Annotated in this window: 15 protein-coding genes and 4 tRNA genes; 8 read left to right on the forward strand and 11 right to left on the reverse strand. The window is 47.6% G+C overall.

Annotated elements, in window-relative coordinates:
- Nucleotides 1-54: 54 nt before the first annotated feature.
- Together glyS and glyQ are read right to left on the reverse strand one after the other, a co-directional pair.
- Nucleotides 55-2,124, reverse strand: coding sequence for a glycine--tRNA ligase subunit beta (gene glyS, locus ACE3T3_RS06940; RefSeq protein ID WP_374665359.1), 2,070 nt, complete (start codon nt 2,122-2,124; stop codon nt 55-57).
- Nucleotides 2,124-3,107 (reverse strand): glycine--tRNA ligase subunit alpha, encoded by a 984-nt coding sequence (glyQ, locus tag ACE3T3_RS06945; RefSeq protein ID WP_374665361.1) that lies wholly within the window; start codon nt 3,105-3,107, stop codon nt 2,124-2,126. The genes glyS and glyQ overlap by 1 nt, the downstream gene beginning before the upstream one ends.
- Nucleotides 3,108-3,362: 255 nt before the next feature.
- Here glyQ and ACE3T3_RS06950 point away from each other — a divergent pair, with 255 nt between their 5' ends.
- Nucleotides 3,363-3,707, forward strand: coding sequence for a 2OG-Fe(II) oxygenase (locus tag ACE3T3_RS06950; RefSeq protein WP_374665363.1), 345 nt, complete (start codon nt 3,363-3,365; stop codon nt 3,705-3,707).
- A 294-nt stretch (nt 3,708-4,001) separates the two neighbouring features.
- On the opposite strand, the gene ACE3T3_RS06955 is transcribed toward ACE3T3_RS06950, so the two are convergent.
- A complete protein-coding gene (locus tag ACE3T3_RS06955) occupies nt 4,002-4,610 on the reverse strand; it encodes an OmpA family protein (RefSeq protein ID WP_374665365.1) in 609 nt (202 codons plus the stop codon).
- Nucleotides 4,610-5,170, reverse strand: a complete 561-nt coding sequence (locus tag ACE3T3_RS06960; protein ID WP_374665367.1) for a hypothetical protein — start codon at nt 5,168-5,170, stop codon at nt 4,610-4,612. Before ACE3T3_RS06960 ends, ACE3T3_RS06955 begins: the two co-directional genes overlap by 1 nt.
- Nucleotides 5,171-5,443: 273 nt before the next feature.
- Here ACE3T3_RS06960 and ACE3T3_RS06965 point away from each other — a divergent pair, with 273 nt between their 5' ends.
- Entirely contained in the window at nt 5,444-6,556 is a 1,113-nt protein-coding gene (locus tag ACE3T3_RS06965) for an HPP family protein (protein WP_374665369.1), read from the forward strand.
- A gap of 88 nt (nt 6,557-6,644) precedes the next feature.
- On the opposite strand, the gene ACE3T3_RS06970 is transcribed toward ACE3T3_RS06965, so the two are convergent.
- Nucleotides 6,645-6,905, reverse strand: a complete 261-nt coding sequence (locus tag ACE3T3_RS06970) for a PspC domain-containing protein (protein ID WP_374665370.1) — start codon at nt 6,903-6,905, stop codon at nt 6,645-6,647.
- A gap of 315 nt (nt 6,906-7,220) precedes the next feature.
- Here ACE3T3_RS06970 and ACE3T3_RS06975 point away from each other — a divergent pair, with 315 nt between their 5' ends.
- On the forward strand, nt 7,221-7,898 hold the full coding sequence (locus tag ACE3T3_RS06975) for a hypothetical protein (protein WP_374665372.1): 678 nt from the start codon (nt 7,221-7,223) through the stop codon (nt 7,896-7,898).
- Between the two features lie 98 nt (nt 7,899-7,996).
- On the opposite strand, the gene ACE3T3_RS06980 is transcribed toward ACE3T3_RS06975, so the two are convergent.
- The 6 genes from ACE3T3_RS06980 to ACE3T3_RS07005 all read right to left on the reverse strand — a co-directional run bounded on the left by ACE3T3_RS06980 (nt 7,997) and on the right by ACE3T3_RS07005 (nt 14,163).
- A tRNA-Lys gene (locus ACE3T3_RS06980) sits at nt 7,997-8,072 on the reverse strand.
- Between the two features lie 276 nt (nt 8,073-8,348).
- Nucleotides 8,349-8,424, reverse strand: a tRNA-Lys gene (locus ACE3T3_RS06985).
- 48 nt (nt 8,425-8,472) lie between these two features.
- A tRNA-Lys gene (locus ACE3T3_RS06990) sits at nt 8,473-8,548 on the reverse strand.
- 20 nt (nt 8,549-8,568) lie between these two features.
- Nucleotides 8,569-8,644: transfer RNA gene (locus tag ACE3T3_RS06995), tRNA-Lys, on the reverse strand.
- A gap of 131 nt (nt 8,645-8,775) precedes the next feature.
- Nucleotides 8,776-10,617, reverse strand: coding sequence for a long-chain-acyl-CoA synthetase (locus tag ACE3T3_RS07000; RefSeq protein WP_374665374.1), 1,842 nt, complete (start codon nt 10,615-10,617; stop codon nt 8,776-8,778).
- Between the two features lie 189 nt (nt 10,618-10,806).
- Nucleotides 10,807-14,163, reverse strand: a complete 3,357-nt coding sequence (locus tag ACE3T3_RS07005; RefSeq protein ID WP_374665376.1) for an Rne/Rng family ribonuclease — start codon at nt 14,161-14,163, stop codon at nt 10,807-10,809.
- A gap of 760 nt (nt 14,164-14,923) precedes the next feature.
- On the opposite strand from ACE3T3_RS07005, the gene ACE3T3_RS07010 reads away from it, so the two are divergent.
- The 5 genes from ACE3T3_RS07010 (at nt 14,924) to dmpG (ending at nt 20,015) form a co-directional block, all read left to right on the forward strand.
- Nucleotides 14,924-15,889: an RluA family pseudouridine synthase gene (locus tag ACE3T3_RS07010; protein ID WP_374665378.1), complete on the forward strand. Its 966-nt coding sequence runs from the start codon at nt 14,924-14,926 to the stop codon at nt 15,887-15,889.
- Between the two features lie 174 nt (nt 15,890-16,063).
- Complete coding sequence (locus ACE3T3_RS07015) at nt 16,064-16,732, forward strand: HAD-IA family hydrolase (protein ID WP_374665380.1); 669 nt, start codon at nt 16,064-16,066, stop codon at nt 16,730-16,732.
- A gap of 520 nt (nt 16,733-17,252) precedes the next feature.
- Nucleotides 17,253-18,050 (forward strand): 2-keto-4-pentenoate hydratase, encoded by a 798-nt coding sequence (locus tag ACE3T3_RS07020; protein WP_374665382.1) that lies wholly within the window; start codon nt 17,253-17,255, stop codon nt 18,048-18,050.
- A gap of 37 nt (nt 18,051-18,087) precedes the next feature.
- Nucleotides 18,088-18,984, forward strand: a complete 897-nt coding sequence (locus ACE3T3_RS07025; RefSeq protein WP_374665384.1) for an acetaldehyde dehydrogenase (acetylating) — start codon at nt 18,088-18,090, stop codon at nt 18,982-18,984.
- Nucleotides 18,985-18,995: 11 nt separating this feature from the next.
- Nucleotides 18,996-20,015: a 4-hydroxy-2-oxovalerate aldolase gene (gene dmpG / locus ACE3T3_RS07030; protein WP_374665385.1), complete on the forward strand. Its 1,020-nt coding sequence runs from the start codon at nt 18,996-18,998 to the stop codon at nt 20,013-20,015.
- Nucleotides 20,016-20,404: the final 389 nt, after the last annotated feature.

The raw sequence follows: 20,404 nt of genomic DNA on the forward strand, positions 1-20,404 counted from the left end.
AAAAACCCCACTAGTTTATAGCGGGGTTTTTCTTAAATTACAATAATTTAAGTCTTAATGCTGAAGTACTGAAATATCAGCCACTTTCGTAAACAAGTCGCGAAGCTGAGCAAGCATGCGCAAACGGTTTGCTTTCAATTCAGCATCATCCGCCATCACCATGACACTGTCAAAGAACGCATCGACTGGCGCACGAAGGGCAGCAAGTGCAGATAGAGCAGCCGTGTAATCTTTGGCAGCAAATAACGGCTCAACCACAGGCGTTACTTTAGCAAGTTCAGCGAACAATGCTTTTTCAGCATCTTCAACCAAATTCGCTTCAACCACAGCACCTTCAGGCGCAGCTTCTTTGGCAAGAATATTGGCAACACGTTTATTCGCAGCAGCCAAAGCCGCAGCTTCAGGCAAGTTACGGAAATGATTTACCGCATTAACACGCTTATCAAAATCAAGCGGTGATTTTGGTGATAAAGCTTGAACCGCTTGAATCACATCCACTTCAACGCCTTGATCTTCGTATTTCGCACGGTAACGACCTTCAAGGAATGCCACTGCATCCACCAAAGTCTTAGCGTGATCTTTAATCACATCGCCATACGCAGCCAAAGCAAGTTTGATCAATTCTTCAATCGATACATCCAGTTCATTTTCAGTCACTAAACGTAAAATACCAATCGCAGAACGGCGCAGCGCAAACGGATCTTTCGAACCAGTAGGCGCTTGACCAATACCGAAAATACCGGTCAAGGTATCTAAACGGTCTGCAAGTGCAAGCGTGGTCCCTGTCTTGGTTTTCGGTAAAACGTCACCGGCGAATTTAGGTAAATATTGCTCACCTAAAGCTTCCGCCACTTCATCATTTTCGCCTTCAATGCGTGCGTAGTAAGTACCCGCAATCCCTTGAAGTTCTGGGAATTCACCCACAAGCTCGGAGGTTAAGTCGCATTTTGCAAGTAATGCCGCTTTTTCAGCATCCGCAGGGTTTGCACCGGTGATTGCAGATAAAGCCATCGCCAATTTCGCAATACGTTCAGATTTGTTCCACAGCGTACCCAATTCAGCTTGGAATACCATGTTCGCAAGTTTTTCTTTACGTGACGCAAGCGGTTGCTTTTGGTCTTGTAGGAAGAAGAATTCAGCATCTGACAAACGTGGACGAACCACTTTTTCATTCCCTTCAATAATTTGAGCCGGATCTTTAGACTCAATATTTGAAACGGTAATGAAGTAAGGCTGCAGTTTATTATCTGCATTTACTAGACAGAAATACTTCTGGTTGTCCTGCATCGTAGTGATTAACGCTTCTTGCGGCACAGCAAGGAAACGCTCTTCAAAGCTAGCACGAAGGGCAACAGGCCATTCAACCAATGCAGTCACTTCGTCACGAAGGTCGCTTGGGACAATCGCAATCGCATTCACCTCATCAGCAAGCGCTTTTACTTGCTGGTCGATGATTGCTTGACGTTCTTCAAAAGAAGCAACCACATGTGCAGCTTTTAATTTTGCTAAATACTCATCAGCATTGGCCAACGTAATCGCTTCAGGTGCATGGAAACGGTGACCATAAGTCACGTTGCCTGCTTTGTGATCTTGAATCGTTGCATCAATCACGTCGCTGTCTTTGAGCAATACCACCCATTTTACAGGGCGTACAAATTCAGTACGGCTAGCCGCAGAACGCATGCGTTTTGCAATTGGCAGGTTGTCCAACGCTGTTTGTAAAATTTGTGGCAATAAAACGTCAAGGCTTTGACCTTTCACGTCTTTTAGGTAGCACACTTTTTCAACTTTACCGGCTTGGAAAGTTGAAACTTGATCCACGGTAATGCCTTGACCACGCATGAAGCCTTCAAGCGCTTTGGTTGGTTTGCCTTCCGCATCAAATGCTGCTTGTTTGGCAGGACCGTCAAAACGTTTTTGCGTGTCTGCTTGCGCAGCATCGACATTGACAATTTTTAATGCTAAACGGCGTGGTGCTGCATAAGCTTCGATTGCGTCAAATGCAAGACCTGCATCTTTTAAGCCTTTTACTGTTTCAGCTTGCAGAGCATCACGTAATTTTTTTAAGCTTTTTGGTGGAAGTTCTTCGCAGCCTAATTCGAACAATACTGTATGTTTAGACATTATTTGCTCTCCTTAGATTCAACTTTTGCTTCTGCTTCAACTTGCGCTTTTAACTGTGCCAGAACTTCATCACGTAGATGCGGTTCTGCCATTGGGAAACCGAGTTTCGCACGAGCAGCCACATAACTTTGTGCAATCGCACGCGCCAAGGTGCGGACACGTAAAATATAACGCTGACGTTCAGTCACTGAAATTGCGCCGCGTGCATCGAGTAAGTTAAAGCTGTGTGATGCTTTAATCACTTGTTCATAAGCAGGCAATGGAAGTTCAGCTTCCATTAAGCGGGTCGCTTCAGCTTCGTAGAAGTCGAACAGCTCAAACATTTTTTCAACGTTGGCATATTCAAAGTTATAAGTTGATTGCTCTACTTCGTTTTGATGGAACACATCGCCGTAAGTTACTGTACCGAACTGGCCTTTGGTCCAAACCAAATCGTAAACAGAGTCTACACCTTGCAAATACATCGCAAGACGTTCAAGACCGTACGTGATTTCGCCTGTCACTGGGTAGCATTCAACACCGCCAACTTGCTGGAAGTAAGTGAACTGAGTCACTTCCATACCGTTGAGCCAAACTTCCCAGCCTAAGCCCCAAGCACCGAGTGTTGGCGATTCCCAGTTATCTTCCACGAAACGGATGTCGTGAGTAAGGGTATCAATCCCGATCGCTTCAAGAGAGTCGAGGTAAAGCTGCTGGATGTTGTCTGGGTTTGGCTTCAATACCACTTGGAATTGGTAGTAGTGCTGCAAACGGTTCGGGTTTTCACCATAACGGCCATCTTTCGGACGGCGAGACGGCTGAACGTATGCTGCGTTCCAAGTTTCAGGCCCTAAAGCGCGTAGGAAGGTTGCAGTGTGGAATGTCCCAGCACCCATTTCCATATCGTAAGGTTGAAGAATGACGCAGCCTTGTTCAGCCCAGTAGTTTTGTAAGGCAAGAATTAAGCCTTGGAAGGTATCAATATGCGATATGGCGCGACTCATGGTCATCCACTTAAAATTAGATAAAAATTGTGCTCAATTATAGGGACTTTCGGGGGGTGTGGCAAAGGTTTCGCGTGAACAAGTGGGCTTTTAATGCGGGATAGAATAAAGGCGCTGCAGGTTTTAAATGGGTCTGAATATAATTGATGGGACATAGCCGCGACGAGAAAACTTAATCAGTGATACCGTTATCAACGATTATCGTGCTATAAAAATACAACAAATTTTAGGAATAATAAAATGATTCAAAGGCTTATGGATTCGAAGTGGTTGCGGTGGCAAAAAGGAAGACAGCATTCGGGTTATGACAAAATGTTGTTATTACAAAACCATTTAGGGCTTAAATGTGATGCCTATTTTCTTCGTTTTCCTGTAGGTTCAATGATTCCATCACATCAAGACCCGGTACAGCAGGGGCGGCATTTTAGGTTGAATATCATTATTAAAAAATCGAAAGCAGGTGGTGAATTTATATGTGAGCAAAATATTATTAATTTATCGAGAGTTAAATTATTTAGGCCAGATTTGTATCGACATGAAGTGACTGAGGTGCAGGGCAGCCCACGTTATGTATTGAGTATAGGATGTGTAATCGATTAAATCTGATAGATAAAATCAATATCTTTAAGAAAATTTAGCCTACGATTTTTCAAAAATCCCAAATAACCAACAGGGTATCTGTCTTTTACAACTCAAGTGACTTGGCGCAGTATACGCAAATCGAATGATAAAATATCGCTACTAAATGACCATTTGCTGTGCGGCTTTGGCGCGTCCATCGTTTAGAGAAATTTTTGAATAAAAGAATCAAAATCCAATATCAATAACTCTACAGCGGAAAATAAAAATGAGCCATTTGGACTCATTTTTTATCAAGGCTTTTTTATCAAAGCGTTATGATTCAGACAAGCTTCTGGTTTTGTTAATCACAATTTCAACCCGTCGATTCTTCTGACGGCCTTCAGGATTGTCTTCTCCATTGGATAGGGTGTTCGGTTCAAGTGGCTGACTTTCTCCCATCCCACTGACTTGATAATTTAAATCAATGCCTTGAGCTTTAAAATAATCACGCACCGCTTCAGCACGTTGTAAAGACAGCTTTTGATTGGCCGCATCTGAGCCGATATTATCGGTATGACCGACAATGGCAATGATACCTTTGCCTTTACTTTTTAAGGTCTCGGCTGCTTGCTGTAATTCAGGTTCAGCCTCGGGTTTTAAACAGGCCTTACCAAAATCAAATAGTACGTCCGAACTTAAATTCACCTGAATATTAAATTCATTATTGTTTGCACTGAGGTCGGAACCGGTAGCCGATAAATTGCTGGCTTCCGCCTGAGGTTGGTTCGGCTCAGGCGGCTTCGGCTGCTGCTCTGGCGTAGTCTGAGTGTTGTCTATTTCTGCGGTGTTCTGTTCAGCCTGAGCAGGCGGCGGATCGGTTTTGGAATCCGCACATCCTGCAATCAATAAGCTTAAGCCTGCGCTATACAGTAATTTTCTCATTAGCGTTCAACCGGTATGCCGTCAAAAGAACCAGCATTGCCTAGGTTAATGCTGACGGTTTTGGTGCTTTCAGGCGGCGCAGGGAATTTAAAGGTCAATAAAATAGGATCATAACTGGCTTTGCTAATGGCTTTGTCTGTTGCATTTAACGGCGCAGCCATCCAAACGCCAGCATCATCTTGCAGCAGTCCGACTTTTTTTGCTGTGTCATCGTCAATATAATTGGTTTGTGACAAATTAATGGACGTGCTCATAAATTCAGTTTTGCCATTTGGGGCAGGATTGGGTTGAGCCATCACCTTCACGGTTAAAATTTTTCCGGTCACTTTGACGCTTTGTAAAGCTAAAGTGCCTTTACTCATGGGCATTTCAGCCAAAGCCGGCTGAGGCGCGGGTTCACGAATAAGATCGTTCTCATTTTTTGCAGCTTCGGCTGGGGCGGTTTCTTGAGGCGTATTATCATGGGCTGATGGGGTAGCTTGTTGAGGCTCTTTGGAGCAGGCCGATAAACCCAAGCCCAGCACGCAGACGGTACACATTGCGAAGATCTTTTTATTCATTCTGGCCATTCCTTTCAAATATTTTTATAGGTCTTTTGACTATAGGAAATTTTAAACAGCCAGCCTGTCTGGGTTTTGTTGTAAAACGTTAATGAAATAAGAGAGATGAGTGAATGGCTGGCTCGCGGGCGTGATTCTGCCCATTGGGGTATATGCAGGATTGAGCATTGTTCAGCAGAAAGTTTTATAAGACAAAGGTGTAAAACAAATACATCTTATTATGGACTTCGTTTTATAATCGCCCATCTGTTCGAACAATCAATCAGGCAAACTGTGTTTCATTCCAAAGCTGACTGGCTCAATACGCTCAAACCGAACTTTAAAGTGCTGCCTCTCAAAGACCGCTTGCTTTGCGGGATTGGGGCGCTCATTGGTTTAGGACTGTCTTCATATATCAGCTGGCTGGCCTTGGGTGACCTCAATGCGTGGTATATCGCGCCGATGGGCGCTTCCTCGGTTTTATTATTTGCCGTACCTGCCAGTCCGCTGGCGCAGCCGTGGAATATGGTGGTCGGCAACAGTATTGCCGCGCTGATTGGCGTGACCTGCGCCCTGTATATTCCCAACTTAACCGAAGCTTTCAGTGTGGCGGTCGCTTTGGCGATTATCCTGATGATGACCACAGATTCTTTGCATCCACCGAGTGGCGCAGTCGCGATTACGGCAGTGCTCGGGGGCGATGCGGTGCATGAGCTGGGCTATTATTTTTGGTTTTATCCGGTGCTGCTGAATTCAGTGCTGCTGATGGTTGTGGCGATTGTCTATAACCGTTTGCTGGGCAAGCAGTATCCGCAAAAAGCTCAGCTGAATACCCGGACTGCGGCGCCAACCCCGACACAGAAAGTCACCATTCAGCCCGCGGATATTCAGAACGTGCTGGAGCATCAAACTGAATTGCTGGATATCAGTGAATATGACTTGCAGAAAATCATTTTAGAAGCGCAAACGCTGGCCAATGCCCGTGCCGTGAACCAGTTCACGTGTCAGGATATTATGACGCGGCAAGTGATTTCATTGCGTGCTGAGGATGATATTCAGTCTGCACTGGAAAAATTCAAACAGGTGAATCTGATGAGCCTGCCGGTGGTGACAGATTTGGACCGGCTGGTGGGAACCTTGGCGCTGTATGATGTGGTGGAGTGGTTTAAGCGGGCGGCTGATCCGAAAGCCACTTGGGAAAACCACGTTTATCAGATTATGAGCCCGCAAGTGGTGACCGTGCAGCCGCTGCAGCCGATTCAGGATTTGGTGCCGTATTTTGTTGAGCGCTCGTTTAATTATATCCCGGTCGTGGCGCAGCAGCGTTTGGTCGGCATCATTAGCCGTGCAGACATGATTGCGGTTCTCAACCGGCAGCTAAATCAGCAGCGTGAAAGCGGAGATTAGCCGAAAAATAGCAGGCAAAAAAAAGCTGCAGCATTTAGGGGAATTACTGCAGCGACCAAAATCGGTCTAAGGGATAATCTGACCGGCCTTAGTTCAGCGGATCATCATGAATGGTGCGTACCGGATTTTTATAGCCCGGCATGTTTGCATAGGCTGGATTTTGTTTTGGCATGACCAGCCATAGAATGAGATAAACCAAAATCCCTGGGAAAGCTGCGCTCATGCAGGAAATGACCACAAAAATAATGCGCAACAAAGTCACATTCCAACCAAAACGTTCAGCAATACCGCCCATCACGCCTGCAATCATATTCGAGCGGCTGGAACGGTATAAACCAACATTGGCCATTGAAGTCTCCTTAAAATTCTAAAATTCACAATCGGGCAGAGCAAAAACTCCTGCTCATGTAATAGAAATGGTGACGCAGTTGATGATTTAAAGGGATGCATGCCAAGAAAACGTAAAAATATGTAAAGCCTGATTAAAAAAGCCACCCGACCTGATTAGAATGAAAAGGAAGCCGCATGCTGTATATTTTTTTTATATATAACAATGAGATATATTAATATTTCTCTGAAAGGCAATACTTGCGCGCCGCAGCCTGAAATGACACATTCCGGCAGCGGATCTTCAAAAAATCCAGCCTCAAAGCGGTAACGGTACATGATGCAATATGCGGTAAAAAAGTATTTTAAGGATTCAGTGCATTGGCTGGCCTTGTGTGCAGGCAGCTTGCTTGCGGGGTGCGGGAAGTTCTCAGCGCCTTTGGATGATCCGAACTCTTCCGCTTCTGAAACTGTTTCAGCCGTGAATGCGAAAGATGCTGTTGCCTCGGAAACTCAGCCAGCGCCAAGCCGAAATTTGGCGCAAGCCGCAGGGCAGGTCACGCTTAAAGCCGAACAGCCGCAGCTGAACCATCAGATATCGGAACAAGCCAAAGCTTACGCCGGCCGCTATCAGGCCAGCATTCCCTGTGATGACGGCTTTATTTCCTGCAAGCAGGGTACGGCGGAACTGATCTTGAATCTGCTGCCGGACGGCAAGGCGCACCGCAGCATTATTCATTACGGCAAAATATTTGCAGATCGGCCGGTGAGTGCAGACGGCAGCACCGCATACAGCAAAGACATGTGGACGCTGGGTGAGACGGATCATCAAATTATTGTACATCGTGAAGAAGGAGGGAATTTCTACTATATGATTCAAGACCGCGATCATTTGATGATCGAAATGGATAAAACCCGCAATGCTGGCGACGGCAAAAATCAAGAAAGGTCTAAACATAGTGATCCGAAACCGGCAAAAACGTATGTGCTGACGCGTGATAAAGATGAAAAATAGAACAATAAAAAAGAATTAAAACAAAATTTTATAGTGTTTTTTATATATAAATGATCAATAAGATGATCTTGCTGAAACCTAATAACAGCGTAAAAATCTGGTGGGTTGTGTGGGGTTCGAACCCACGACCAATAGATTAAGAGTCTACTGCTCTACCAACTGAGCTAACAACCCTGAGAAAATTTTAAAATAACATTTTAAAATTTTTGCAAGATAAGCGAAGCGCGTAGTTTTGAATACTAGGGAATATTTGTCATCTAAAATTTTTCAGGCCAAATACTTAATCTAGCAAGACAAGCATGATACTTCGCAGCATCGGTATAGCAAAATTTCGAGAATGGCGAATCAAAACCGGAGGGTGATGGTTTGTCTTGGTCGGAACTTGCAGGTTTCATTTCTTTAACATCTTAAAAAGTATAGCAGATGAAAGAAAGAAGCCCTAAGAAAGAATGGTGGGTCGTCCGCGACTCGAACGCGGGACCAATAGATTAAAAGTCTACTGCTCTACCAACTGAGCTAACGACCCTTAGGGGGTATTTCTAAATTGTATTCTAAAATGGAAATTTTAGAAAGATGGTGGGTCGTCCGCGACTCGAACGCGGGACCAATAGATTAAAAGTCTACTGCTCTACCAACTGAGCTAACGACCCATCAGGAATATCAGAGAAAATGGTGGGTCGTCCGCGACTCGAACGCGGGACCAATAGATTAAAAGTCTACTGCTCTACCAACTGAGCTAACGACCCATCTCTCTTGATGGAGCGTATTGTAGCAAGATCTCATCCAAGCGCAAGTAAAAAAACATAAACTTGCTTTTGTTTGATTATAAATACAACAAAATTGCCTGTCTTATTGATAAAACAGGCAATTGTTTGCCTTAGAAACGGTATTTATAAGCCTGAATATTGGCGAAAATATCTGCGCTGACATCGCAATATGCATCATGGCCCGGCAGCAGCACCAAAATCCGTTCATCGGTTTGATTCGGATCAAAAGCCTGTTCTTTTAGTTTGTTCTTTTGATATTTAAATGTGCCGGTCGTCTCCACTTTCTGCTGGACGCGCAGGAATACCGGAACCGCATAGGCCGGCAGATTCTTTTTAAACTCCGCCGCCATCTGCTTGCAGTCAGCTTCATCCAGCGCGGCATGATCGGTCAGGGTGATTGCGGCCATGCCGGCGCGGCCGTTGGTATTGGGGATTTCTACGCCATAGACTACCGCTTCGGAAATTTTGCTGTATTCGCTGACGATGTTTTCCACTTCAGTGGTGGAGACGTTTTCGCCTTTCCAGCGGTAAGTATCGCCCAAACGGTCGACAAACTGCGCGTGGCGGAAGCCGATGTCGCGCACTAAATCACCGGTATTGAAATAGGCATCGCCGTGTTTGAACAGATCGGGAATGATCACGGATTTATTTTTTTCCGTATCAGTATAGCCGTCAAACGGTGAACGGCGGGTGATTTTGCCCACCAACAGGCCGACTTCGCCTTTTTTCACTTTCATGCACCAGCCTTTTTGATTGCGGACTGGCTCATTCTTTTCTTTATCAAATTGAATGATGGCATAAGGAGTGGGGGAAAAACCGACGGTATTGTCAAAGTTGAAGACGTTGCTGAAGCCGACATTGCCTTCGCTGGATGCATACAGCTCCAGCACTTCCTCAATGCCAAAGCGCTGTTTGAATTTATCCCAAATATTTGGACGCATGCCGTTGCCGATCATTTTCTTCACGCGATGGCCTTTTTCCAATTCGGAAGGCGGCGCATCCATCAGGTAGCGGCACAGTTCGCCGACATAGCCGATCGCTGAGGCATCAAATTTCTGCACATCTTTCCAGAATGAAGAAGTGGAGAATTTGCGGCGCAGCGCCAAGGTGGAAGCGCCGGCAATCACGCCGCACCAGCAGACGACTGTGCCTGTGGCGTGATACAGCGGCAGGGTGACATACATGACATCTTTTTCGTTCAAATTCAGCACATGGCCATAGGTGCCGTAAGCCAAAGTCCAGCGGCTATTGGTGAAAATCACCGCCTTCGGCAAGCCAGTCGTGCCGGAGGTATAAATGTAGAACAGCCCGTCTTTGCCTTTTACGCTGCGTGTGGCGGGTGTGTTGAAGGTTGGAAATTCTTGAATGGCTTCGGCAAGATTGATATAGCCTTGCGGCGCTGTTCCGGCATGCTGGCGTGTCGCCTGATCGGCAAACCAATGGAAGCGGTCCGCCGCCAGATTCAAATCACCGCGCACGGCATCTACAGCGGCGCGGCATTCTTCACCGCTGATCAGGGCAATCGGCTTCACCAGATTTACACTGTGCACCAGCACTTTGCCGGTTTGCGCTGTGTTGACCAGCGCGGCAGTCACACCGATTTTTGCCAAAGCGATGATGGTGGCCACCAGCTCAGAACGGTTTTCGATCATGACGGCAATGACATCGCCTTTTTGCGCGCCTAGCGCTAAATAATAATGCGCAATTTGGTTGGCCCAGGCATTCAGTTTGTTATAGGTATATTTTTGATCTTCAAACAGCAGGGCGCAGCCGTCCGGGTTGCGCTGAACGGCCTTTTCAAAAGCAATGCCCAGTCCCGCAGGAGTATTAGGGGTGCGTAAATAGGCTTGTTTAAGACCGCTCAATAAATTCGGGACTTTGCCGATGAAGCCCGGTATTTTGGCAGCAACGTCAGTGATTCCAATTAAATCGTGTTGTGTAGTTTGACTCATGATAATCCTATTTATTTTTCGCCGTCCGATGCGGTTTCTCTCTGCACAAAAAAACTTTTGCGCTAATTTCACACATGTCTTTTAATCGTTTCGTTCTAGTGCAATCAACCTAATCTGACAAAAGTACCAAAAAAAAACCAGTCACCGAAATGACTGGATTTTTTTATTCAGCTGCAATTGAGCAAATCATTACTCAGATGCAGGGCTGGCTTTTTTCGGCGGACGTCCGCGCGGACGGCGCGGGCGGGCAGGTTTGTCCTTGTCCGCTTTGGCTTGTTCGGCTTCTGAATCAGCGTTTTCAGCTGTCTCTGCGGCTGGCGCTTTTACATCCGCTGCTGGTTCAGCCGTTTCTGCTGCAGGTGCTTCTTCTGCTGCAGGTGCCTCTACAGGCAATTCTGCTTGCACTGGCTCGGCTGGCGCTTCGGTTTGAACCGGTTCTGCTTGAACTTCAACCACCGCCGGTTCAGCTGCTGGCGCTGCAGGAGATTCTGCAGCGGCTTCAACTGGCGTTTCGGCCTGCGGTGCTGCAGCTGCTGGTTCTTCAGCGTGCGCTTTTTTAGCCTGTTCCAGCGCTTGCTTGGCTAAGCGGCGGCGTTCACGCGGGTCATTGGCCACACGGCTTTCCGACACCGGTTTTGGCGGCGTTAAGTCCAAAACTGGCGCAGGTTCTGCTTCCGGCGCAGCTTTTGCAATGGCAACATCGCGAGTGACGGGCTTTTTCTCTGCAGGCGCTTCAGCTGCCGGAGCAGTTAAAGTGGCTGCATATTCTTCCGTGAATTTTTGCAATGCACGGTTGAATGTTGGAATTAAGCCAAATTGCTCAATCAGTACAGAGCAGTCTTCACCATACACATGCTTGATGAGGCTGCCTACTGTGTATTGACCCAGTGTCGGCACTTGAGACGGCGCAATTTTTGGCGCTTCAGCCTGCTGAGCTTGCGCTGCGCGCTGCTGGCGGCGGCGCTGGCGCGGATCATTGCTGGCGCGTTTAACCGGCTGCTGATGCGGTTTTTTCTCATCATGCTGCGGTGCCGGCGCAGCTTCTGCTGGCGCTTTTTCTGCTTGAACGGCAGGCGCATGCGCTTTTGCCGGTTTTTCAGCTTTCGCGGCTGCAGCGGCAGGCTGAGCTTGACCAGCTAAAGCAACGATTTCGCTTTGCGCTTGATCGACATTCACCACCAGTGCAGTTGTCATGATGTCCTGACGCGGCGCATCAATTTGCTCAACTTTCGGCTGGCGTGATGGCGCTGCCTGTTCAGCTGCAGCAGCTTCTTGCGGCGCAGCAGCCTGTTCGTTCAATACGCTTTGATCGCGGTGGCGGTTCGGGCGGTTTGGACGCTGGCTATTGCGGTCACGGCGCGGTACGGCATTTTGCGACTGTTCATTGTTTTGAACGTCCTGCTGCTGTTCGCTGCTGTGCTGGCGGCGGGAATTGCGTTTGTTTTCACGCGCTTCCTGACGCTGTTCTTGACGGGAAACTTGAACAATTTCCTCGTGCACCTGGTTCGCATTGTCTTGAACAGCTTGTTCACGCGGCTCTTTATGTTTGTTGCGCGGTTTTTTATTGCTGTTGTTGGCGTTGCGCTGCGGTTTTTCTTCTCTGTCCGCAGGATGCTTATCGGCATCGCGGCTGTCTGCTTTCATGGCAACCGTTGATGGCGTTAAGTACGCATTGTTCACCGGTGCAGCAGCTGCAGGAGCCGTTTGCACTGGTGCAGCAGAAACTTGACCCATCTGGCCGCGGCTTACTGCGCCGCCATTCACCATTTGTTCAATGGCTGCAGCGGCATTGTTTGCAGTGCGGGATTGGTCAATGGTTGCGGCTTGTTTTTGTACAAACAGATTTTCCAGCCAAGCGCATGGGCTTGCTGAAGCTTGCGCAGGTGCAGCTTGTACGGCTGGCTGCTGAGGCGCTGCTGCAGCTGCATGCTTATTGCTGTGCTTGCGCAGGCCTTTTTCTTGCGGCTGAGCAGGCGCTTGAACTGGCTGTTCACCATCCAAATGCCATTCAGCAGATTCATAGCCCAGTTCTTTTTCGCTAGAGCGGGTTGCTTCTGTACGTTCGTAGCTGGTTGGCGCAAAGCCTTCCGGGTTGTACGAAATTTCGTAGTGCGGCGTTTCCAAATGCGGGTGCGGCAATACAGTTACGCGGACATTTGAGGTTTGCTCAAGGTAAACCAAGCTGTGGCGTTTTTCGTTCAATAGGAAAGCGGCGATTTCAACAGGCACTTCCACTTGAACTTCACCATGGCGTTCACGCAGCGCAATTTCTTCCACTTTACGCATGATTGAAAGTGATAAAGAACGCAGGTCACGCACCATGCCGGTACCGTGGCAGCGCGGGCAAACATAGCCAGTCGCTTCTTCAAGAGACGGACGTAAACGCTGACGGCTCATTTCCATCAAGCCGAAGCGTGACAGCTGGCCGAATTGGATGCGCGCACGGTCGCTTTGTGTCGCTTCACGCAGTTTCGCTTCAACCATGCGCTGGTTGCGGTCTTTGGTCATGTCGATAAAGTCGATCACCACCAAGCCACCGATGTCGCGTAAACGCAATTGACGGGCAATTTCTTCAGCCGCTTCCAAGTTGGTATTGAGCGCTGTTTCTTCAACGTCATGACCGCGGGTCGATTTTGCAGAGTTGATATCAATCGACACCAACGCTTCAGTTTGGTCAATCACGATTGAACCGCCAGACGGAAGTTTCACTTCACGTTCATAGGCAGTTTGAATTTGGCTTTCGATACCGAAATGAGCAAATAAAGGCTCATTTAAAGTATAGGTTTTCAGCTTGTCAATTTGACGCGGCATCACTGCTTTAACAAAGTTATAAGCTTCGTTATAGGCTTGTTCTGAGTCGATTAGGATTTCAGCAACATCGTCACGCAGGTAGTCGCGGATGGCGCGGGTGACGACGCCAGCTTCCTGATGCACCAGCATAGGCGATGGGCCAGAGTTTGCAGTGCTTTGGATTTGCGCCCAAAGATCCAGCAAATGCTGCAGATCCAGCTGAAGCTCTTCTTGAGAACGGCCAATGCCGGCAGTACGTACAATCACGCTCATGCCGCGCGGTACGCTTAACGACGCCAGCATTTCTTTCAGTTCTTCACGCACAGAGCCTGAAATTTGACGGCTGATGCCGCCGCCTTTCGGGTTGTTTGGCATCAGCACCAAATAACGGCCAGCAAGTGAAATGAATGTAGATAAAGCTGCGCCCTTATTGCCGCGTTCTTCTTTTTCCACTTGCACCAAAAGCTCAGTGCCTTCAGTGATCAATTCACGGATATTTGAAGTTTGGCGAGGATCCGCTTTGAAATATGAATTGGCAATTTCCCGCATAGACAGGAAGCCTTGACGGCCTGCGCCATATTCAACAAAGACAGCTTCTAAAGAAGGCTCTACGCGAGTCACGTGGCCTTTATAGATATTTGATTTTTTTTGTTCACGGGTACGATTCTCTAAGTCGAAATCGTAAAGACGCTGACCAGTGACAAGTGCAACGCGAATCTCTTCGGCATGTGTTGCATTAATCAACATACGTTTCATGGGTGTAACACCTAATAGTGATACACAGCAAGACATCGCTATACACGCAGCGAACATCAGACAGCATGGATCAACTGCTCAGACCTCAAAAAACACATTGTGCTCTGAGCTTTTTACCGGCCTTTTTTGATGGGCTTCGGTGTGTGATTCACGTATTGATGATGGCAATACGGCTTCAATCTTTAAACGATTAAAGTCACCTGTGCCTTTCACTGGCGGACGAGCGGTGCATTGGATGTGAGTAACTTTCACTGTCACATTGCTCGAAGAACATCCCTTCATTTAAGTCAGGGGAACGTCTTGATACGGAATTATCATCGTATCTTTGCAAACTGTGCAGATCCAATGCATCAAGCGCTGTGGCCTGAATGCGGCATCAGGGTGCGACTAATCTGATGTGTATCAGTTTACGTTTAAAAGCCAACCAAGTTGGCAGCATATTTTTTTGGGGCAAGCTGCTTTTGCATCTTAAGATGCAATTAAACGCAACAGCTTGCAGTTTTGCCGATATAATAAGCCTTCGGCGTCGGCATAATTCTTTGGGGACCTTCCCGTTTTGCGTGAGTGCTTAAGAGTTCGGCTGTATTCAGAAAATCTGAAACTAACCTACTTTGACTCACTTACGATGGTTTCCGTGCGCTGACTATATCAAACCTTGCATCATCTGCCTATGGGCTAAGCTTATGTTTCTTGTGTAAAGCATAGCCTAAATGATCAGTTTTTAATCAATTTCGGTATTTTTTTAGGTCACAGTAACTGTATGAATTCTACACAGCAATGGCAAAGCGTCACTTGGTTTGAAGTGGATGAGCATCAAGCCGGTCAGCGTATTGATAATTTCCTGTTTAGCCGTTTAAAAGGTGTGCCGAAAAGCCGCATTTACCGTTTAATCCGTGAAAGCCAAGTGCGCGTCAATAAAAAGCGCGTAAAGGCTGAAACCAAATTGAATATCGGCGACCAAGTCCGTGTGGCGCCGATCCGCTATGAACAAAAAGATGAAAGCGCTGCGCCGGTTTCAGATAAAGTGGCGCAGAGCCTGCTCAGCCGCGTGGTATATGAAGATGAAGGCCTGATGGTGGTGAATAAGCCGTCCGGCATTGCTGTGCATGGCGGCAGCGGTGTGGCTTATGGCCTGATTGAAGGCCTGCGCGCGGCAACTGGCAAAAAGTATTTGGAGCTGATTCACCGCATTGACCGGGATACCTCGGGCCTGGTGATGATTTCGAAAAAACGCAGCGTGCTGAAAACCTTGCAGGATATGCTGCGTGAGCACAAAATTCAAAAAACCTACGCAGCTGTCGTTAAAGGTCAGGTCAGCTTGGATAAACAGCTGATTGATCAGCCTTTGCTGCGTTATGAATTGCCGAATGGCGAACGCCGCGTGCGTGTGTCGAAAGACGGCAAGGAATCAAGAACCCAGTGGACGGTGCAAGAGCGCTTTATGCACGCCACGCTGGTGTATGCTTCGCCGCTGTCTGGCCGGACGCATCAGATCCGCGTGCATGGCTTAAGCATTGGCCATCCGCTGGTGGGGGATGAAAAATACGGTCATGACACCGAATATAAAGGGCCGAAGCCGCGCCGTTTATGCCTGCATGCAATGCGTTTGGAAATCCCGGGCTATCCTGTGATTGAAACACCTTTGCCGGAAGATATGCAGAGTTTGGTGGCGCAGCTGAGAGCGCAGAAAGCGGATAAGCCGGCTGTGACGCAGGATGACGAATAAGTCCTGCTGAATGTGGGCTATTCTTTAGAGACTAAAAGCACCTCTCCCTAACCCTCTCCTAAAAGGAGAGGGGATTGCCTGAATGGACTCGTCTAAAAACGCTTAATTTTATTCAAGCTGAGCGCATTGCTTTGCTGGGATAGATTAAAATGAATCAAATATTGGAACCTTTACATGAACAAACCTGTAGAACTCATCATTTTTGACTGGGATGGCACTTTATTTGATTCGGTAGGGCAGATTGTGGCGAGCCTGCAATTTGCTGCGCAGCAGTTTGCGCAGCCGCTGACGGATGCCGATGCCAAAAGCATCATCGGTTTAGGCCTGCCGGAAGTGGCGCAGCGCCTGTTTCCCAGTGTGCCTGAACTGCATGCGGCTATTTTAAAAAGCTATGCGGATCATTATGTGGCGAACTCAACAGGAGATCGGTGGTTTGCAGGCGTGTCTGAAATGCTACATGAGCTGAAAGATGCCGGCCTGCAGCTGGCGGTGGCAACCGGAAAAAGCCGTAAAGGCTTAGACCGTGTCTTGGGCCAGACCAATAGCCGTGAGCTATTTGCGGCGACCCGCGCGGCCAGCGAAACACGCTCCAAACCGGATCCGCTGATGCTGGCCGAAATTTTGACAGAAACAGGCATTGCTGCAGAACAGGCGATTATGGTCGGTGATACTTCTTATGATTTAGAGATGGCGCTGAATATCGCCATGCCGCGTGTCGGAGTCAGTTATGGCGTGCACAGCATTGCCACGCTGAATCAATTCCAGCCTTTGTATATTGCAGACAGCGTGAATGCGCTGCGGCATTTTTTACTGCAGCAGTCGGCGCTGCGCGAAGCCGTGTAGCGGCATCAGATTGGCTCATCTTTGAGTTCAGCCCGGCCGAGTGTGCATGGCGCATAAGTGTGCGTTTTGCATGCCTGTGCCGAGCGGTTTGAGCGTGCTGGATGCAGATAAAAATGAAGAATAACTAGAAATTGAACACGGATCTCAGGCTGTGAACTGTATTTAAAACCAGCAGTCGGTCTCATCTTTTAGTCGTATGCCGGATGTTTTTGGACAGGGAATGCGCGTCCGGCTGTTCTGGCTTATTTCTGCGCTTTATTAAGGATTTATCCTATATCGCTGTTTTTATAAAATAAAACCAAGCTAATTTATAGGAATTAGCTATTGCCCCAAATAAAATAAGTATTGGCATTCATTTCTCAAAATCCCGATTCTAAATCAGTTTAAACAGATATGCGTTTGCTTGTAATGGAAGCTGATTCAGCATGGACGGCTCTAAAAATATCAGCGTGATCAGCGGTTATTTTATCCATTTGCAGTGACGGCATAAGTCCAATTTTTGCAGTTTGAGGAAACATTGATGTCGAATTCTGCTGTTGTTGAATCAGTTGCGCAGGCATTACGCAACGCTGAATTGTCAAAAACTGCGGTTGCGCCCATTCGCCCTGAATTAGGCGGAGAGCAGGCCGGTGTGGATATCGCTTACGCAGTTCAAGAAGTAAATACCCAGCGCGCGCTGTCTGAAGGCCGCCGTTTGACCGGCCGTAAAATTGGCTTGACCTCTAAAGCTGTGCAAGCGCAGCTGGGCGTGGATCAGCCGGATTTCGGCATGCTGTTTGCTGACATGGCGTATGGCGATGGCGAAGCGATCCCAGCCGGCCTATTGATTCAGCCGAAAGTGGAAGCGGAAATCGCGCTCATCATCAATAAAGATTTAACTCAAGAAAAGCATACCTATGCGGACATTATCAGCGCCACTGAATATGCGCTGCCTGCGGTAGAAGTGGTGGATAGCCGTATCGAAAACTGGAAAATCAGCTTGATTGATACGGTCGCGGATAATGCGTCTTCGGCAGCATATGTTCTCGGTTCGCGTCCGGTGAAACTGGAAAACTTAGACCTCGTAAACTGCAAAATGACCATGACCCGCGGCGGTGAAGTGGTATCGCAAGGTGTCGGCAAAGCATGTTTGGCCAACCCTTTGAATGCAGCTGTGTGGCTGGCGGACGAAATGGTGCGCCGCGGCCGTCCATTGCTGGCGGGTGACATCATCTTGACTGGCGCGCTGGGCCCAATGGTGGTTGCGCATGCCGGTGACGAATTCGTCGTTGAAATTGAAGGCTTTGGTTCTGTAACAGCTGCTTTCGCTGCTGAATAAGTTCAGATTTTAAGAGCGTTTTGAAGAGAAATTGTTCATGAAAAAGATTAAATGTGCAATGATCGGTCCAGGTAATATCGGTACTGACTTGCTTTATAAATTGCAGCGCAGCGAATTTTTAGAGCCTGTATGGATGGTGGGGATTGACCCGACTTCTGAAGGTTTGGCGCGCGCGGCGAAAATGGGCCTGAAAACTACGGCTGAAGGCGTAGACGGCTTGCTGCCGCACGTGATTGCAGACGATATTAAAATCGCATTCGATGCCACTTCGGCTTATGTGCATGCGGAAAACAGCCGCAAGCTGAACGAGCTGGGCGTACTGATGATTGACTTGACGCCTGCGGCCATTGGCCCATTCTGCGTGCCGCCAGTCAATCTTGATGCGCTGCTTGAACAAGGTGAAGTGCCGAACGTCAACATGGTAACGTGCGGCGGTCAGGCGACCATTCCAATGGTTGCGGCCATTTCCCGCGTTCAGCCGGTTGAATATGGTGAAATCATTGCCACAGTATCAACAAAATCTGTCGGTCCGGGCACACGTAAAAACATTGATGAATTTACCCGTACCACTGCAGGCGCGATCGAGAAAGTCGGCGGCGCGAAACAAGGTAAAGCCATCATCATCATTAACCCGGCTGAGCCGCCATTGATGATGCGTGACACGGTTCATTGCCTGGTTGAAGGTGAGCCGGATCAAGTGGCAATCACTGAATCTGTACACGCAATGATTAAAGAAGTTCAAAAATATGTGCCGGGTTACAAGCTGGTGAATGGCCCAGTTTTTGACGGCAACCGCGTTTCAATCTTCCTGGAAGTTGAAGGTCTGGGAGACTTCTTGCCGAAATATGCAGGCAACCTCGACATTATGACTGCAGCGGCTGCGCGTACTGCAGAAATGTTTGCAGAACGCGTATTAAACGCTGCAGAAGCTTAAGGAATACCAAAATGTCTAAGATTATTATTAATGATATGACTTTGCGTGATGGTATGCACCCGATGCGCCATCAAACCACTCCTGAGCAAATGGTTGCGATTGCCACCGCTTTGGATGATGCCGGTGTGCCGCTGATTGAAGTGACCCACGGCGACGGCTTAGGTGGCAACTCTGTCAACTACGGTTTTGCCGCAGCGACAGATGAAGAATATTTAAAAGCGGTAATTCCGAATCTGAAACAAGCCAAAGTTTCAGCATTGCTGTTACCGGGTATTGGTACGGTTGACCATTTACATATGGCGCATGATGTGGGTGTAGCGACCATTCGTGTAGCAACCCATTCAACTGAAGCGGATGTGTCTGAACAGCACATTACCGCTGCGCGTAAACTCGGCATGGACACTGTGGGCTTCCTGATGATGGCGCACATGGCGTCTCCAGAAAAATTGTTGGAAGAAGCGCAAAAAATGGTGTCTTACGGTGCGAACTGTATTTATGTGACGGATTCAGCGGGTTACATGCTGCCGCAAGACGTCACCGACCGTGTCGGTATTTTACGCGCCAACTTGGCGTCAGACATCGAAATCGGTTTCCATGGCCATCACAACTTAGGCATGGGCGTGGCAAACTCGATTGCAGCCGTTGATGCGGGCGCCAAACGTGTCGATTTAGCCTCTGCGGGTCTGGGTGCAGGTGCCGGCAATACACCGCTTGAATTGTTTGTTGCGGTTGCCAACCGTATGCAAATCGAAACCGGTGTGGACTTGTTTAAAGTACAAGATATTGCTGAAGAATTAATTGTACCGATGATGCAGCAGCCCATCCGTGCGGACCGTGATGCAGCGACATTGGGTTATGCAGGCGTGTATTCTTCATTCCTATTGTTCGCCAAACGTGCTGAAGCAAAATATGGCGTATCGGCGCGTGAAATTCTGCTTGAATTGGGCCGCCGCGGCACAGTCGGCGGTCAGGAAGATATGATCGAAGACTTGGCCTTGACCATGTCGAAAGCCAAAGAAGTCAATGCTTAATTTGATTTAAGCCGGATTCTTTAAAAAGCGCCTTTTCAGGCGCTTTTTTATTGCGGATTTTGAGGCGGAGGAAGCGCTCTGCGCTGCGCTTTTGCATGGCATTCAGCCTGCTGCGGCTGGATGAACGAGAATGGGCTGAAAAATATTAATAGTTAAGAAATATAGTATAATATTCTATTTATATTAATGTATTCAAAAGCTTATGGTTGATTGGCGCGGACTTAAACTTAAAAGCGATCAATGATTTTCATTTGTCGGAAAAATGCAATTTATTTATATAAAAAACGATTTATAACAATGTATTAGGTTGAATAGTATGCGCTGGATTGCAAAATATCTTATTGCTGAAAGTTATTAAGCGGAAAATAGCAAAATTTTTAAAAAACGTA

The organism is Acinetobacter sp. (assembly GCF_041919735.1).
In the GTDB taxonomy this organism is placed as follows: domain Bacteria; phylum Pseudomonadota; class Gammaproteobacteria; order Pseudomonadales; family Moraxellaceae; genus Acinetobacter.